Source organism: Streptacidiphilus sp. PB12-B1b, assembly GCF_014084125.1.
In the GTDB taxonomy this organism is placed as follows: domain Bacteria; phylum Actinomycetota; class Actinomycetes; order Streptomycetales; family Streptomycetaceae; genus Streptacidiphilus.
In genome coordinates, this window is sequence record NZ_CP048405.1 from 1,008,165 (window position 1) to 1,023,390 (window position 15,226).

Here is a 15,226-nt window from a genome sequence, read left to right on the forward strand (position 1 = left end):
TGTGTACCCCTGGGACGTGTGCGGTCGCGCCGAGATGATGAATACTCGGAGCAGGCGACATCCAGGTGCCGAAGGCTGGAGGAGTCGGGCAGTTGAGTGACATGCCGACACACAGGGCGTCATGGGGCACCGGAACGGGCCCGGCGCTCGACCCGGCCGCGCCCGCTCCCGCGCACGAGGCAGTACCCGAGCCGCGCTCGGGCCCCGCGCCCGAGCCGGGGCAGCGGCCGGACGGTGAGGGCGGTGCGCCCGCACCGGACGCCACGCCCGGACCCGACGCCGCGCCCGGACCCGACGGCGCGCGGGCCGAAGCGCCCGACGCCCGGACGGAAGCGGACGCCGACGCCGCAGCCGGGGCCGACGCCGCGGCGGCCGCCGAGGCGCGGGCCGTTCCGGCCGAGTGGGGCCACGGCGAGCCGGGGTCGATCTACGACTACATACGCGTCGCCGCCTTCGCCATCGGTCCCGACGGCCTGATCAGCCAGTGGAGCGACCGTGCCGCGGAGTTCTTCGACGTCCCCGCCGAGGAGGCGGTGGGCTGCGACCCGGTGACCACCTTCGCCCCCCGCGAGCTGTGGCGGCGCGGCCGCGACCGGATGACCGAGATCCTCGCCGGGCAGGAGTGGGTCGGCACCGCCCCCTACCGCGACAGCGACGGCACCGAGGGCGTCGCCGAGCTGTACCTGATGCCCGCCCGCGGCGAGGACGGCCGCAGCGGCGTCGTCTGCATGGCCGTCGACCTGCGCAAGCTCCGCCGGATCGAGACCGATCTGGCCGCCTCGGAGGCGGTCTTCGGCCAGGCCCCCACCGGTTTCGTGCTGTTCGACCGGGAGCTGACCGTCCAGCGCGTCAACGAGAGCTTCGCCGAGGGCCTCGGCGTGACCCCGGCCGACCTGCACGGCCTGACCGCCGCCGACCTGCTGCCGCGCCCGGACGCGGAGCGGCTGCTGCAGGCCCTGCACACCGTCCTGGAGACCGGTGAGCCCGTCGTCGACCTGCGCTTCAACGGCACCGTCCCGTCCAAGCCGGGCCGCCGCCGCTGGTCCATCTCGCTGTACCGGCTGCTGAGTTCGAACGACCGGACGATGGGCGTGGCCGGCCAGGTGGTGGACGTCACCGGGCGGCAGCGCGCCGAGCGCGAGGCCGCCAGCGCCCGCCGCAGCCTGGCGCTGCTCAACGAGGCCGGGGCGCACATCGGTTCGACCCTGGATCTGGAGGTCACCGCCAAGGAACTGCTGGACGTGGCCGTCCCGGGCTTCTGCGACATCGCCACGGTGGACCTCTACAGCGGGGTGCTGGCCGACACCGACCTGGGCCCGAGCCACCCCTCGGTGCGCACCGACGGCGCGGGCGAGCTGCGCCGGGTCGCCTCTGCCAGCACCGTCGGCTACCACCCGGTGCCCGGCGTGCAGTCGGTGCTGCCGGGGCCGCGTGCGGAGGTCGGCGGCGCGTTCTGCTACCCGCCGTACTCCCCGTACGCCAAGGCGCTGCGCACCGGCCGGAGCGTCACGCTGAACTCGCCGGGCAACCCCGACCCGGATCCGATGATCCAGGGCACCGTCATCGTCCCCATGGTGGCCCGGGACACCGTGCTGGGCCTGGTCCAGCTCTCGCGGACCAAGGGCAGCGAGCCGTTCGACTCGCGGGACGTCGCCATCGCCACCGAGCTGGTCGCCCGCGCGGCGGTGTGCATCGACAACGCCCGGCTCTACCGGCGCGAGCACGAGCGGGCGCTGATCCTGCAGCGCAGCCTGCTGCCCCCGGGCAGCCCGGCCGCGTCCGGCCTGGAGATCGCCTGCCGCTACCGCCCCGGCAGCAGCGGCACCGAGGTCGGCGGCGACTGGTTCGACGTCATCCAGCTGCCCGGCAACCGCACCGCGCTGGTCATCGGCGACGTCATGGGCCGGGGCCTGCGGGCGGCGGTGGCGATGGGTCAGCTGCGCTCCGCGGTACGCACCCTGGCCATGCTCGACCTGGACCCGGCCGAGGTGCTGACCGCCCTGGACGAGATCGCCCGCGGCCTGAGCGACGGCACCAGCCCGGACTCCGACCCGGACTCCGGCCTGGACGAGCTGTACCTGGCGACCTGCGTCTACGCCGTGTACGACGCGGTGACCCGGCGCTGCACCTTCGCCAACGCCGGGCACCTGCCGCCGGTGCTGGTCAATCCGGGCGAGGACGCGCTGATGCTGGACGTCCCGCCGGGGCTGCCGCTGGGCGTCGGCGGCGAGCCGTTCGAGGAGGTCACCGTCGACATCCCGGACGGCGCCCTGCTCGGCCTGTACACCGACGGCCTGGTGGAGTCCCGCAAGCACCAGCTGGAGGAGGGCCTGTCGGCGCTGCGGACCACCCTGTCCGGGCCGCCGCGGCAGCTGGAGAACCTCTGCGACCACCTGCTCACCGCGCTCGACCCGCACCACGGCGAGGACGACATCGCGCTGCTGATGGCCCGCGTCCACGCGCTGCCGGACGACGCCGTCGGCGACTGGATGCTGCCCTCGGAGCCGACGTCGGTGGCCCGGGCCCGCGAACTGGCCTGCGCCTGGCTGCTGTCACGCGGCCTGGACGACCTGATCGACACCACCGAGCTGCTGGTCAGCGAGCTGGCCACGAACGCGCTGCGGCACGGCCGGGGCGACATCCGGCTGCGGCTGCTGCGGGACACCACGCTGGTGTGCGAGGTGTGGGACAACGGCTACGCCCAGCCGCGCCAGCGCCGGGCCCGCGACACCGACGAGGGCGGGCGCGGGCTGCAGCTGGTCAGCATGCTCGCGGACCGCTGGGGCTCGCGGCGGACGCCGACCGGCAAGACGGTCTGGTTCGAACTGCCGCTGCCCGCCGCGCGCTGAGCCGCCCGGGGCCGGGCCGGACGTACCGGCTCCGCCCCGGGCGCGCGCCGCCCGGGCCGCGATCAGCGGCGGCGGCCGATCTTCGAGCCCAGCCACACCAGCGGGTCGTACTTGCGGTCGGCGGCGCGCTCCTTCAGCGGGATCAGCGCGTTGTCGGTGATCCTGATGTGCTCGGGGCAGACCTCGGTGCAGCACTTGGTGATGTTGCACAGGCCGAGGCCGTGCTCCTCCTGCGCGGTGCGCTTGCGGTCCAGGCCGTTCTCCTCGGCGGCGTCCAGCGGGTGCATGTCCAGCTCGGCGATCCGCATCAGGAAGCGCGGGCCGGAGAACGCCGCCTTGTTCTCCTCGTGGTCCCGGACCGCGTGGCAGGTGTCCTGGCACAGGAAGCACTCGATGCACTTGCGGAACTCCTGCGAGCGGTTCACGTCCGCCTGCTGCATCCGGTACTCGCCCGGGCCCAGCCCCTCCGGCGGCACGAACGCCGGGACCTCGCGCGCCTTGGCGTAGTTGAAGGAGACGTCGGTGACCAGGTCCCGCTGCACCGGGAAGGTCCGCATGGGCGTGATGGTGACCGGCTCGTCCGGCGGCAGCGTGGACATCCGGGTCATGCACATCAGCCGCGGCCTGCCGTTGATCTCGGCGCTGCACGAACCGCACTTGCCGGCCTTGCAGTTCCAGCGGACGGCCAGGTCGGGCGTCTGGGTGGCCTGCAGCCGGTGCACGATGTCCAGCACCACCTCACCCTCGTTGACCTCGACCGTGTAGTCCTCCAGACCGCCGCCGGAGGAGTCGCCGCGCCACACGCGGAAGTTGGCCTGGTAGCTCACTGGTCGGCTCCCGTCGGGGCGTCGGCGGCAGCGCTGCCGCCGGCCGTGGAGGTGTCGGGCGCGGAGGCCGCGCGCGGGGCGGGGACGCCGGTGGCCGGCAGCTCCGCCTCGGTCAGGTACTTGCGCAGCTCGTCCAGGCCGAAGAGGTCCAGCAGGTCCGCCCGGATCGGCGGGTTGGCCTTGCGCTGGACGCTGATCTGCGCCTCGGCGCCGGGCTTCTCCGCCAGCGAGCAGATCAGGTTGACCCGCCGCCACTCGTGGTCCATGGCCGGGTGGTCCTCGCGGGTGTGCCCGCCCCGGCTCTCGGTGCGCTCCAGCGCCGCGCGGGCGACGCACTCGGAGACCAGCAGCATGTTCCGCAGGTCCAGCGCCAGGTGCCAGCCGGGGTTGAACTGCCGGTGGCCCTCGACCACCGCCCGGTCGGCGCGCTCCCGCAGCTCGGCCAGCCGTTGCAGCGCCTCGGCCATCTCGCCCTCCCGGCGGATGATGCCGACCAGGTCGTTCATCGACTGCTGCAGCTCCTGGTGCAGCGTGTACGGGTTCTCCACCGGGCCCTGCGCCCCGGAGCCCTCGAACGGCGCGACCGCCTCCGCCGCCGCGGCGGTGATCTGCTCCTCGTCCAGGGCGGGCCGCTCGGCCAGCGCCGCCGAGTACAGCGCGGCGTGCAGCCCGGCCCGGCGGCCGAAGACCAGCAGGTCGGAGAGCGAGTTGCCGCCCAGCCGGTTGGAGCCGTGCATGCCCCCGGCGACCTCCCCGGCCGCGTACAGGCCGGGCACCCGTGAGGCGGCGGTGTCCGGGTCCACCTCCACGCCGCCCATGACGTAGTGGCAGGTCGGGCCGACCTCCATCGGCTCGGCGGTGATGTCGACGTCCGCCAGCTCCTTGAACTGGTGGTGCATGGAGGGCAGCCGGCGGCGGATCTCCTCGGCCGGGAGCCGGGTGGAGACGTCCAGATAGACCCCGCCGTGCGGGGTGCCGCGCCCGGCCTTCACCTCGGAGTTGATGGCCCGGGCCACCTCGTCCCGGGGCAGCAGCTCCGGCGGGCGACGGTTGCCGGCCTGGTCGGTGTACCAGCGGTCGCCCTCGGCCTCGGTCTCGGCGTACTTCTCCCGGAACACGTCCGGGATGTAGTCGAACATGAAGCGCTTGCCCTCGCTGTTGCGCAGCACCCCGCCGTCGCCGCGCACCGACTCGGTGACCAGGATGCCCTTGACCGAGGGCGGCCAGACCATCCCGGTGGGGTGGAACTGCACGAACTCCATGTTCACCAGGGTCGCCCCGGCCAGCAGCGCCAGCGCGTGGCCGTCCCCGGTGTACTCCCAGGAGTTGGAGGTGACCTTGAAGGACTTGCCGATGCCGCCGGTGGCCAGCACCACGGCCGGGGCCTCGATGGTGAAGAACCGACCGGACTCGCGCTGGTAGCCGAAGACCCCGCTGACCCGCTCGCCGCCGCGGGAGTCCACCGCCTTCAGCACCCGGGTGACGGTGTACTCCTGGAAGACCCGGATCCTGGCCTCGTGGTCGCCGTACTCGGTGAAGTCCTGCTGCTGGAGCGACACCACCTTCTGCTGCAGGGTGCGGATCAGCTCCAGGCCGGTGCGGTCGCCGACGTGGGCCAGGCGCGGGTACTCGTGGCCGCCGAAGTTGCGCTGCGAGATCCGGCCGTCCTTGGTGCGGTCGAACAGCGCGCCCCAGGTCTCCAGCTCCCAGACCCGGTCCGGGGCCTCCTTGGCGTGCAGCTCGGCCATCCGCCAGTGGTTCAGGAACTTGCCGCCGCGCATGGTGTCGCGGAAGTGCGTCTGCCAGTTGTCGTCGGAGTTGACGTTCCCCATGCTGGCGGCGATGCCGCCCTCCGCCATCACGGTGTGGGCCTTGCCGAACAGCGACTTGCAGATGATCGCCGTGCGCATCCCCTGCTCGCGGGCCTCGATCGCCGCGCGCAGCCCCGCACCTCCGGCGCCGACGACGACCACGTCGTACGAGTGGCGCTCCACCTCGGTCATTCGACGTCCTCACTGGTGACTTAAAAGAAGCGCGGATCGCTGAAAGCGCCGCTGGCGAGCAGGTAGACATAGAGGTCGGCGACTCCGACGCTGATCAGCGACGCCCAGGCGAGCTGCATGTGCCGGGCGTTGAGCCGCCCGACCAGGCTCCACAGCCGGTAGCGAACCGGGTGCTTGGAGAAGTGCTTCAGCCGCCCGCCGACGATGTGCCGGCAGGAGTGGCAGGAGAGCGTGTACGCCCAGATCAGGACGATGTTGGCGAGGAACACCAGCGTCCCCAGCCCGGCGTGGCCCCACTGCCCGGCGGCGTTGCGGAAGCTCAGCACGGTGTCGTAGCTGAGCACCCCGGCGACCAGCACCGCGAAGTAGAAGAAGTACCGGTGCAGGTTCTGCAGGATCAGCGGGAACCGGGTCTCGCCGCTGTACGAGGCGTGCGGCTCGGCCACCGCGCAGGCCGGGGGAGAGGACCAGAACGACCGGTAGTACGCCTTGCGGTAGTAGTAGCAGGTGCCGCGGAAGCCCAGCGGGAAGACCAGCACCAGCAGCGCCGGGGAGATCCGCCACCAGCTGCCGAACAGCGCCCAGTCGGCGCCGTCCGGGATCTTCGGGCAGTTCGCGGCCAGGCAGGGGGAGTAGAACGGCGACAGGTACGGCGCCGCGTAGGAGGTGTGCAGGCCCCAGAAGGCCCGCCAGGTGGAGTACACGACGAAGGCCAGCAGGCCCAGCGCGGTGGCCAGTTGCGGCACCCACCAGCGGTCGGTGCGCAGGTGGCGGGCGGCGATGGCGGCCCGGCCGGGGGCGTGCACGCCCCGCCCGGCCGGTTGTCGACTGTCCGGGGGCCGGATCTCGGTGGTCACGCTTTCCTCGTCCTCCTGCGACTGCTGTCGGTGGGTCTCCCGGTGCCGCCCCGGCGGGGCCGGATGAGGCCGGGAGGGGCCGGGTGCGGCTAGGTGTGGCGGCAGCCGATGCCCTCGTCGTCGATGCCGCGCCACATCTCCGGGTCGTACGGCGTGTCGGGGATCTCGACCACCTCCGTCGCCGGGCCGGGCACGGCACCGTTGGCGATGGACTCGCACAGCAGCGCGAGGCTCTCGCGCAGGTGGTCGAGGTCGGCCCGGACCCGGCGCACCTCCAGGCCGCTGCCGAGCCGTCGCTGGGCCAGCCGGACGGCACGGTCCAGTGCGTCCAGCCGGTTCCGGGCCTCGGCCAGGGGACTCGCTGATGCGGGCATGGCTGTGCTCACCTCCGCGCGGTCGGGCGATCAAGGTTCTGATGCTGCGTCAGGGATGTTGCGCGGAAGCGAGTGTGTCCCCGATCACAGGAGCTTGGGAAGGGGGCGAACAGGATTGGCGCGTTTTCTCGCGCTCCGCGCGCCCCTCGCCGGGCGCTCCCGCTGCCCCGAACGGGTGATGCGCCGCATCCGGGTGGCCGTGTCTGCGCTGCTGCGCCCGCGAGGTGTCCTTCAGTGGGCGGGAATCACAACCCTCATAGGTGCGGATCGCACCCGGCGCGCGGAGGTCCCTGTGTCCAGCAGCTCTCACGGCAGGCCCACCGGGCGCCGCCGCCGGACGTCCGCCCTCACCGCGGGCGCGCTGGCGGCCGCGCTCGCGGCCACCGCGCTCACCGGCTGCTCGGGCGGCGGCCCCGCGCCGACCTCGGCCGACCTGGTCAGCGCCGACCGCGGCCGGATCGTCACCGGCGGCACCCTGCGCTGGGCCGTGGACGCCGTCCCGACCACGCTGAACGACTACCAGCCGGACGCCACCGACACCACCGCCCTGGTCGACCAGGCCGTCCTGCCCACCCTGTTCACCCTGGACGCGCACGCCCGCGCCACCCCGGACCCGGACTACCTCACCGGGGTCGAGCTCACCTCCCGGAAGCCGCAGACCGTCGTCTACCACCTCAACCCCAAGGCGGTGTGGAGCAACGGCAGGGCCCTGTCCGCCGCCGACTTCACCGCCCAGTGGCAGGCCCTGCGCGGCCGCGACTCCGGCTACCGGACCGCCCGCACCGACGGCTACGACAGCATCAGCAGCGTCCGCCAGGGAGCCTCGCGCACCGAGGTCCAGGTGACCTTCAGCACACCGTACGCCCCGTGGAAGCGCCTGTTCAGCCCGCTCTACCCGGCCGCCGTGACGTCCACCCCGGCCGCCTTCAACGACGGCGCGCGCACCGCGCTGGCCGCCGACGCCGGGCCGTTCACCCTCAAGGGGGAGCAGTCCGGCGCGGTCACCGTGGTCCGCAACCCGCGCTGGTGGGGCGACCGGGCCAAGCTGGACGCGATCGCCTTCACCGCCGTCGCCCCCGGCGCCCGCGCCGACGCGCTGCGCGCCGGGCGGCTGGACATCGCCGACGTCAGCACCGCGGTCGAGGACGGCGGCACCGGCATCAGCACCTCGGCCGCCTCCGACGCCGCCCTCTCCGCCGAGTCGCAGACCTACACCCAGGTCCAGTCGATCCCGGGAGTCGCGCTGCACCGCGCCTCCGCCCCCGCCTACCTGGCGCTCACCCTCAACGGCGGCAGCGGCCCGCTGGCCGATCCGCAGCTGCGCCGGGCGGTCGCCGAGGCGGTGGACCGGCAGCAGCTCGCCGACGCCGTGCTCAAGCCGCTGGGCCTGCCCGCCGTGCCGCTCGGCAACCACCTGGTCATGGCCGACCAGCAGGGCTACCAGGACGACAGCGACGCCCTGGACTCCGGCACCGGCAGCGCCGCCGCCCTGCTGGACACCGACGGCTGGCGCACCCCGGCGCACGGCGGCGCGACGGCGGCCCGCACCAAGGCCGGCCGGCCGCTCTCGCTGAAGCTGGTCACCCGGGCCGGATCGGCCGTGGACGCCCAGGTCGCGGCGCTGCTCACGGCCCGGCTCGCCGGGCTGGGCGTGCCGGTGGTGACCGACGCGGTGCCGGGGGCGTCCTTCTTCTCCGACCACGTCGCCTCCGGCGACTACGACCTGGCCCTGTTCACCTGGCCGGCCTCGCGGTTCCCGGTCGCCGACGAGGTCCCGCTGTTCGCCAAGCCGGCGGTGGCCGCGGACGGCACGGTGAACGAGGGCGAGAACCTCTCCGGCACCGGCACCGACGAGATCGACCAGCTGCTGGCCCGGGCCGAGTCCGCGCTGGACGGCGGCACGGCCGCCCGGCTGACCGACGAGGCCGACACCCGGATCTGGCAGGAGTCGCCGTCCGTCCCGCTGTTCCAGCACCCGCAGCTGGTGGCGGTCCGCGACACCGTCAGCAACGCCGGGGCCTTCGGCTTCGCCACCCCCCGGTTCCAGGACCTCGGCTTCACCGCGCTGCCGGCCGCCCCCCAGGCGGGCGGCGCCGGGCGCCCCGCGGCCTCCGCCTCCGGGCTCTGAGGGCCCGCCGGGAACGGCCTGCGCCGCCCCTGCTCGGAGTGTGACCTGCATCACTGCGGGACGCCGAGCAGGGGCGCGCCCGTGGACCGAGTCGGTGCCGACGCGGCGGGCCCCGTACCATGGGGGTAAGCCGTGGCATGTGGTGCCCGGCAGGTGGACCGGCGGCAGGTGGCGCTGACGGCTCGGGAGAGCCGGCGGACCGAGGCGGCGGATACCACGACCCTCGATTCGGGAGAACCGTACTCCGCATGCCCACGCGTAATGACATCCGCAACGTCGCCATCGTCGCCCACGTCGACCATGGCAAGACCACCCTGGTCGATGCCATGCTCAAGCAGGCGGGTGCCTTCGCCGCTCACCAGCACCTCGACGAGCGCATGATGGACTCGAACGACCTGGAGCGCGAGAAGGGCATCACCATTCTCGCCAAGAACACGGCCGTCAAGTACCACCCCAAGGGTGGCGGCGACGTGATCACCATCAACATCATCGACACCCCCGGCCACGCCGACTTCGGCGGCGAGGTCGAGCGCGGCCTGTCCATGGTCGACGCCGTCGTGCTGCTGGTCGACGCCTCCGAGGGCCCGCTGCCGCAGACCCGCTTCGTGCTGCGCAAGGCGCTGACCGCCAACCTGCCGGTCATCCTGTGCATCAACAAGACGGACCGCCCGGACGCCCGGATCGACGAGGTCATCAACGAGACCTACGACCTGTTCCTGGACCTGGACGCGACCGAGGAGCAGATCGAGTTCCCCATCGTCTACGCCTGCGCGCGGGACGGCGTGGCCTCGCTGACCAAGCCGGAGAACGGCACCGTCCCGGCCGACAGCGAGAGCCTGGAGCCGTTCTTCTCGACCATCCTGGACCACGTCCCGGCCCCGACCTACACCGAGGGCGCGCCGCTCCAGGCGCACGTGACCAACCTGGACGCGGACAACTTCCTCGGCCGCATCGCCCTGTGTCGGGTCGAGGAGGGCGAGATCCGCAAGGGCCAGCAGGTGGCCTGGATCCAGCGGGACGGCTCGATCAAGCAGGTCAAGATCACCGAGCTGCTGATGACCGAGGCGCTCACCCGCAAGCCGGCCGAGTGGGCCGGCCCCGGTGACATCTGCGCCATCGCCGGCATCCCGGACATCATGATCGGCGAGACCCTGGCCGACCTGGAGAACCCGATCGCGCTGCCGCTGATCACGGTGGACGAGCCGGCCATCTCGATGACCATCGGCACCAACACCTCGCCGCTGGTCGGCAAGGGCGGCAAGGGCCACAAGGTCACCGCCCGCCTGGTCAAGGACCGGCTGGACCGCGAGCTGATCGGCAACGTCTCGCTGCGGGTGCTGCCGACCGAGCGCCCGGACGCCTGGGAGGTCCAGGGCCGCGGCGAGCTGGCGCTGGCCATCCTGGTGGAGACCATGCGCCGGGAGGGCTTCGAGCTGACCGTCGGCAAGCCGCAGGTGGTCACCAAGGAGATCAACGGCAAGCTGCACGAGCCGGTCGAGCGGATGACCATCGACTGCCCCGAGGAGTACCTCGGCGCCATCACCCAGCTGATGGCCACCCGCAAGGGCCGCATGGAGACCATGACCAACCACGGCTCCGGCTGGGTCCGGATGGAGTTCGTGGTCCCGGCCCGCGGCCTGATCGGCTTCCGTACCGAGTTCCTCACCGACACCCGCGGCACCGGCATCGCGCACAGCCTGTTCGAGGGCCACGAGCCGTGGTTCGGCGAGCTGCGCACCCGCAACAACGGCTCGCTGGTGGCCGACCGCGCCGGCGCCGTGACGCCGTTCGCCATGATCAACCTGCAGGAGCGCGGTGTGCTCTTCGTGGAGCCCACCACCGAGGTGTACGAGGGCATGATCGTCGGCGAGAACTCCCGCGCCGACGACATGGACGTCAACATCACCAAGGAGAAGAAGCTCACCAACATGCGTGCGGCCTCCTCCGACACCACCGAGAACCTGGTGCCGCCGCGCAAGCTCTCGCTGGAGCAGTCGCTGGAGTTCTGCCGCGAGGACGAGTGCATCGAGGTCACCCCGGAGACCGTGCGCATCCGCAAGGTGGTCCTGGACGCCGCCACCCGTGGCCGCAACCGGGGCCGCAACAAGGGCTGACCCGCCCCGCGGACCCCGCCGACCGTCGCCCGACACCCCCGACCGGGGGGTCGGGCGGCGGTTTTTTGCTGCCCAGGGGGGTGACGTTGGGTAGTCGCAGGTCGGACGGGTGTCAGACCTGAGGTGTACGGATATCGGTGACACCATGTGCTGTGCGGGAGAAGAGTGTCCGTTTCCATCGCTCTTGCACCCACATGGACACGCCCGGGTTGCGAGACGTCACTCACAGGCGTGTGATCAAACCGAAATCTAATATGGCCATAAGCATCGCTCTCGGTGACCGATAGTAGGAAAAGTGACGATCGGATCACCGGTCGGCGCCGTGTCTTCCGGGACGGAAGCGCGGCGCTCGTTCGATGCACAGCACGTCTGAGGAGGCGCGTTCATATGCGTGGAGCCAAGCGAGCCACGTACGTCGTCGGGGCGGCTGCCATCGCCCTTGTGGCCACCGCCTGCGGCAGTAGCAGCAGCAGTTCAGCGGGGTCCGGCGGAAACGGCGTGGTCTCGGCGATCTGGGGGACTCCTCAGAAGCCGCTGACCCCCGGCAACACCGCCGAGATCAACGGCAGCAAGGTCGTCACCAGCATCCTGACCGGGCTGATCTCCTACGACCCCAAGACCAACGCGACGATCATGCAGAACGCCGCGTCGATCACCACGACCGACCAGCAGAACTTCACGGTGAAGCTGAAGCCGGGGTGGAAGTTCAGCGACGGCAGCCCGGTCACCGCCTCCTCGTACGTGGACGCCTGGAACTACACCGCGCTCTCCAGCAACCAGCAGCTGAACTCCAGCTACTTCTCCTCGATCGTGGGCTACGACGCGGTCGCCCCGGCCAAGGGCAACCCCACCGCCAAGACCATGTCCGGTCTGAAGGTCGTCGACGACAACACCTTCACCGTGGCGCTCACCTCGAAGTTCTCCACCTGGCCGCGCACCCTGGGCTTCCTGGCCTACGACCCGCTGCCCGCCGCGTTCTTCAAGGACCCGACCGCCTGGGAGAAGAACCCCGTCGGCGACGGCCCGTACACGGTCAGCGGCGGCTACACGGCCGGCGCCAACCTCAGCCTGGTGCCCGACCCGACGTACATGGGCACCGAGAAGCCCATGAACAAGGGCATCAACCTGGTCGTCTACACCAACCCGACCTCGGCCTACGCCGACCTCCAGTCGGGCAAGCTGGACGTGGACGACACCATCCCCACGACCGACCTGCCCAACATGAAGTCGGACCTCGACGGCCGGATCATCAACGAGCCGACCGGCGCCAACGTCACGCTGTCCTTCCCGATGTACGACAAGGCGTGGAACGGCCCGAACGGCGCAGAGCTGCGCAAGGGCGTCTCCGAGGCGATCGACCGCGAGGCCGTGGCCTCGAAGATCCTCTTCAACTCGGTCACCCCGGCCACCGACTGGACCTCCCCGACGCTGGGCGCCGAGGGCGGCTACAAGGCCGGTCTGTGCGGCGCGGCCTGCACCTACAACCCGACCCAGGCCAAGCAGATGATCAACGCCGCGGGCGGCGTGCCGGGCGGCTCGATGACCATCGCGTACAACGCCGACGGCGGCAACGGCCCCTGGGTCGACGCCATCTGCAACAGCATCAACAACGTCCTGGGCAACACCAAGGCCTGCGTGGGCGCGCCGACCACCACGTTCAACGACTACCTGAACAAGATGAGCGCCTTCCAGATGTCCGGCCCGTTCCGGACCGGCTGGGGCCAGGACTACCCGCTGGCCGTGGACTTCCTGCAGCCGCTGTACACGACCAACGCGCCGGACAACTACTCGAAGTACAGCAACGCCACCTTCGACGGCCTGATCACCAAGGGCAACGCGGCCCCCAGCACGGCCGACGCCAACGCCGACTTCCAGCAGGCCCAGCAGCAGCTGGCCAAGGACCTGCCGGTGGCCCCGCTCTGGTACTCGAACAACGTGGCCGGCTACTCGTCGAACGTGTCGAACGTGCAGATGGACGGCTTCAAGAACCCCGTCTACTGGGCCGTCAAGAAGTAAGCAGCTCACCGTAAGGCGGGCGGCAGCCGCGGGGCCTCCTCCCCGACTGCCGCCCGCATCCACTCCAGGAGGCCGCATGGGGCGCTACGTCATCCGACGCCTGCTCCAGATGATCCCGGTGTTCATCGGGACGACGTTCTTGATCTTCTACATGGTCTACAGCCTGGGCGACCCGATCGCCGCCCTGTTCCAGGGCAAGGCCGTGGACCCTGCGGTCGCCAACCAGCTGCGGCACTCGCTCTGGCTCGACCGCCCGCTGTGGGCGCAGTACCTGCACTACATGGCGGGCGTCTTCCAGGGCGACTTCGGCACGTCGTTCAACGGCACCCCTGTCACCCAGCTGATGTTCTCGGCCTTCCCGACCACGCTGAAGCTGACCACGGTCGCCTTCCTGATCGAGATGATCTTCGGGATCACCCTGGGCGTGCTCAGCGGCATGCGCCGGGGCCGGTTCGTGGACACCTCCGTGCTGCTGTTCACCCTGGTGATCATCTCGATCCCGATCTTCGTGATCGGCTTCGTGCTGCAGTACCTGCTGGGTGTCAAATGGCACATCATCAGCCCCTCGGTCTCCTACGGGGCCCCCTGGAACGAGCTCATCGTGCCGGGCCTGGTGCTGGCCTCCACCTCGCTGGCCTACGTCTCCCGGCTGACCCGGACCACGGTCGCCGAGAACGTCCGCGCCGACTACGTGCGCACCGCCGTCGCCAAGGGCCTGCCGCACCGCCGGGTCGTCGTCAACCACCTGCTGCGCAACTCGCTGATCCCGGTGGTCACCTTCCTCGGCACCGACCTGGGCGCGCTCATGGGCGGCGCCCTGATCACCGAGAACATCTTCAACATCCAAGGTGTCGGTTACTTCCTCTACCAGGGCATCCAGCAGCAGAACACGGATACCGTGGTCGGCTTCGTGACCATCCTGGTGATCATCTACCTGATCGCCAACCTGCTCGTCGACCTGCTCTACGCGGTCCTGGACCCGAGGATCCGGTATGTCTGACCAGTCCCAGAACCCGTCCGGTCCGCACCAGCCCGAGTTCCCCCAGCCCGGTCACCCGAGCAGCAACGAGCTGTACAGCGCCTTCCCCAGCAACGACGCCGGGCAGGGGGTGGGCTCCATGGAGGCCCACGCCCTGGTCGACGAGGAGGACCTGCGCGTCACGCCGATGCAGTCCTCGCAGGACCCGGACGTCACCGATCGGGAGAAGCCGCGCAGCCTGTGGCAGGACGCCTGGCGCGACCTGCGCCGCAACTGGATCTTCTGGGTCTCCTCGCTGGTGATCCTGGTGCTGATCGTCATGGCGATCTTCCCGAGCCTGTTCACCTCGGTGAACCCGCTCTCCTGCAACCTGGCCAACTCCCAGCAGGGCGCCGCCTCCGGCCACCCGTTCGGCTTCGACACCCAGGGCTGCGACGTGTACTCCCGGGTGATCCACGGCGCCCGTGACTCCATCACCGTCGGCGTCTTCGCCACCCTGGGCACGGTGCTGCTCGGCGCCGTCCTCGGCGGCCTGGCCGGCTTCTACGGCGGCTGGTGGGACGCGCTGCTGTCGCGGATCACCGACATCTTCTTCGGCATCCCGCTGCTGCTCGGCGCGATCGTCTTCCTCTCCGCCGTGCCCAGCCGCTCGGTGTGGGTGCTGGTGGCGTTCCTGTCGCTGTTCGGGTGGCCGCAGGTGGCGCGCATCGCGCGCGGCGCGGTGATCACCGCCAAGCAGCAGGACTACGTGACCGCCGCCCGGGCCCTGGGCGCCGGCAGCGGACGGCTGATGGTCCGGCACATCCTGCCGAACGCGGTGGCCCCGATCATCGTCGTGGCCACGATCATGCTGGGCACGTACATCTCGCTGGAGGCGACGCTGAGCTTCCTCGGCGTCGGCCTGAAGCCGCCGGCGGTCTCCTGGGGCATCGACATCTCCAACGCCTCGGGCTCCTTCCGGAACGCCCCGCACATGCTGTTCTACCCCGCGGCCGCCCTGAGCATCACGGTTCTGGCCTTCATCATGCTCGGCGACGCGGTGCGCGAAGCCCTCGACCCCAAGCTTCGCTGAGAAAGGC

General features: G+C 71.2%; 10 protein-coding genes. 6 read left to right on the plus strand and 4 right to left on the minus strand.

Annotated features, from left to right (window positions below):
• Positions 1-101 precede the first annotated feature (101 nt).
• A complete protein-coding gene (locus GXW83_RS04715; RefSeq protein WP_182441644.1) occupies positions 102-2,849 on the plus strand; it encodes a SpoIIE family protein phosphatase in 2,748 nt (915 codons plus the stop codon).
• 62 nt (positions 2,850-2,911) lie between these two features.
• Here the strand turns inward: GXW83_RS04715 and GXW83_RS04720 are convergent, their stop codons facing one another.
• The 4 genes from GXW83_RS04720 to GXW83_RS04735 form a co-directional block, all read right to left on the minus strand.
• Positions 2,912-3,676 carry a succinate dehydrogenase/fumarate reductase iron-sulfur subunit gene (locus GXW83_RS04720; protein ID WP_182441645.1) on the minus strand — a complete coding sequence of 255 codons (765 nt, stop codon included), beginning with the start codon at positions 3,674-3,676 and terminating at the stop codon, positions 2,912-2,914.
• On the minus strand, positions 3,673-5,679 hold the full coding sequence (locus tag GXW83_RS04725; RefSeq protein ID WP_182441646.1) for a fumarate reductase/succinate dehydrogenase flavoprotein subunit: 2,007 nt from the start codon (positions 5,677-5,679) through the stop codon (positions 3,673-3,675). Before GXW83_RS04725 ends, GXW83_RS04720 begins: the two co-directional genes overlap by 4 nt.
• Before the next feature lie 20 nt (positions 5,680-5,699).
• Positions 5,700-6,536 carry a hypothetical protein gene (locus GXW83_RS04730; protein ID WP_225446756.1) on the minus strand — a complete coding sequence of 279 codons (837 nt, stop codon included), beginning with the start codon at positions 6,534-6,536 and terminating at the stop codon, positions 5,700-5,702.
• Between the two features lie 89 nt (positions 6,537-6,625).
• Entirely contained in the window at positions 6,626-6,910 is a 285-nt protein-coding gene (locus tag GXW83_RS04735; protein WP_182441647.1) for a hypothetical protein, read from the minus strand.
• 292 nt (positions 6,911-7,202) lie between these two features.
• Here GXW83_RS04735 and GXW83_RS04740 point away from each other — a divergent pair, with 292 nt between their 5' ends.
• The 5 genes from GXW83_RS04740 to GXW83_RS04760 all read left to right on the plus strand — a co-directional run bounded on the left by GXW83_RS04740 (position 7,203) and on the right by GXW83_RS04760 (position 15,219).
• Positions 7,203-9,038 carry an ABC transporter family substrate-binding protein gene (locus tag GXW83_RS04740; RefSeq protein ID WP_225446757.1) on the plus strand — a complete coding sequence of 612 codons (1,836 nt, stop codon included), beginning with the start codon at positions 7,203-7,205 and terminating at the stop codon, positions 9,036-9,038.
• 248 nt (positions 9,039-9,286) lie between these two features.
• Complete coding sequence (typA, locus tag GXW83_RS04745) at positions 9,287-11,152, plus strand: translational GTPase TypA (RefSeq protein ID WP_182441648.1); 1,866 nt, start codon at positions 9,287-9,289, stop codon at positions 11,150-11,152.
• A gap of 387 nt (positions 11,153-11,539) precedes the next feature.
• Entirely contained in the window at positions 11,540-13,168 is a 1,629-nt protein-coding gene (locus GXW83_RS04750) for an ABC transporter substrate-binding protein (protein WP_182441649.1), read from the plus strand.
• A gap of 76 nt (positions 13,169-13,244) precedes the next feature.
• Positions 13,245-14,168 (plus strand): ABC transporter permease, encoded by a 924-nt coding sequence (locus GXW83_RS04755; protein WP_182441650.1) that lies wholly within the window; start codon positions 13,245-13,247, stop codon positions 14,166-14,168.
• A complete protein-coding gene (locus tag GXW83_RS04760; protein ID WP_225446758.1) occupies positions 14,161-15,219 on the plus strand; it encodes an ABC transporter permease in 1,059 nt (352 codons plus the stop codon). Before GXW83_RS04755 ends, GXW83_RS04760 begins: the two co-directional genes overlap by 8 nt.
• The last annotated feature ends 7 nt before the right edge of the window (positions 15,220-15,226 follow it).

Excerpts from the sequence above, each read along its gene's own strand:
- GXW83_RS04715 (WP_182441644.1), top strand. The coding sequence starts at position 102 with ATGCCGACACACAGGGCGTCATGGGGCACCGGAACGGGCCCGGCGCTC.
- GXW83_RS04725 (WP_182441646.1), bottom strand. The coding sequence starts at position 5,679 with ATGACCGAGGTGGAGCGCCACTCGTACGACGTGGTCGTCGTCGGCGCC.
- GXW83_RS04735 (WP_182441647.1), bottom strand. The coding sequence starts at position 6,910 with ATGCCCGCATCAGCGAGTCCCCTGGCCGAGGCCCGGAACCGGCTGGAC.
- typA (WP_182441648.1), top strand. The coding sequence starts at position 9,287 with ATGCCCACGCGTAATGACATCCGCAACGTCGCCATCGTCGCCCACGTC.
- GXW83_RS04750 (WP_182441649.1), top strand. The coding sequence starts at position 11,540 with ATGCGTGGAGCCAAGCGAGCCACGTACGTCGTCGGGGCGGCTGCCATC.
- GXW83_RS04755 (WP_182441650.1), top strand. The coding sequence starts at position 13,245 with ATGGGGCGCTACGTCATCCGACGCCTGCTCCAGATGATCCCGGTGTTC.
- GXW83_RS04760 (WP_225446758.1), top strand. The coding sequence starts at position 14,161 with ATGTCTGACCAGTCCCAGAACCCGTCCGGTCCGCACCAGCCCGAGTTC.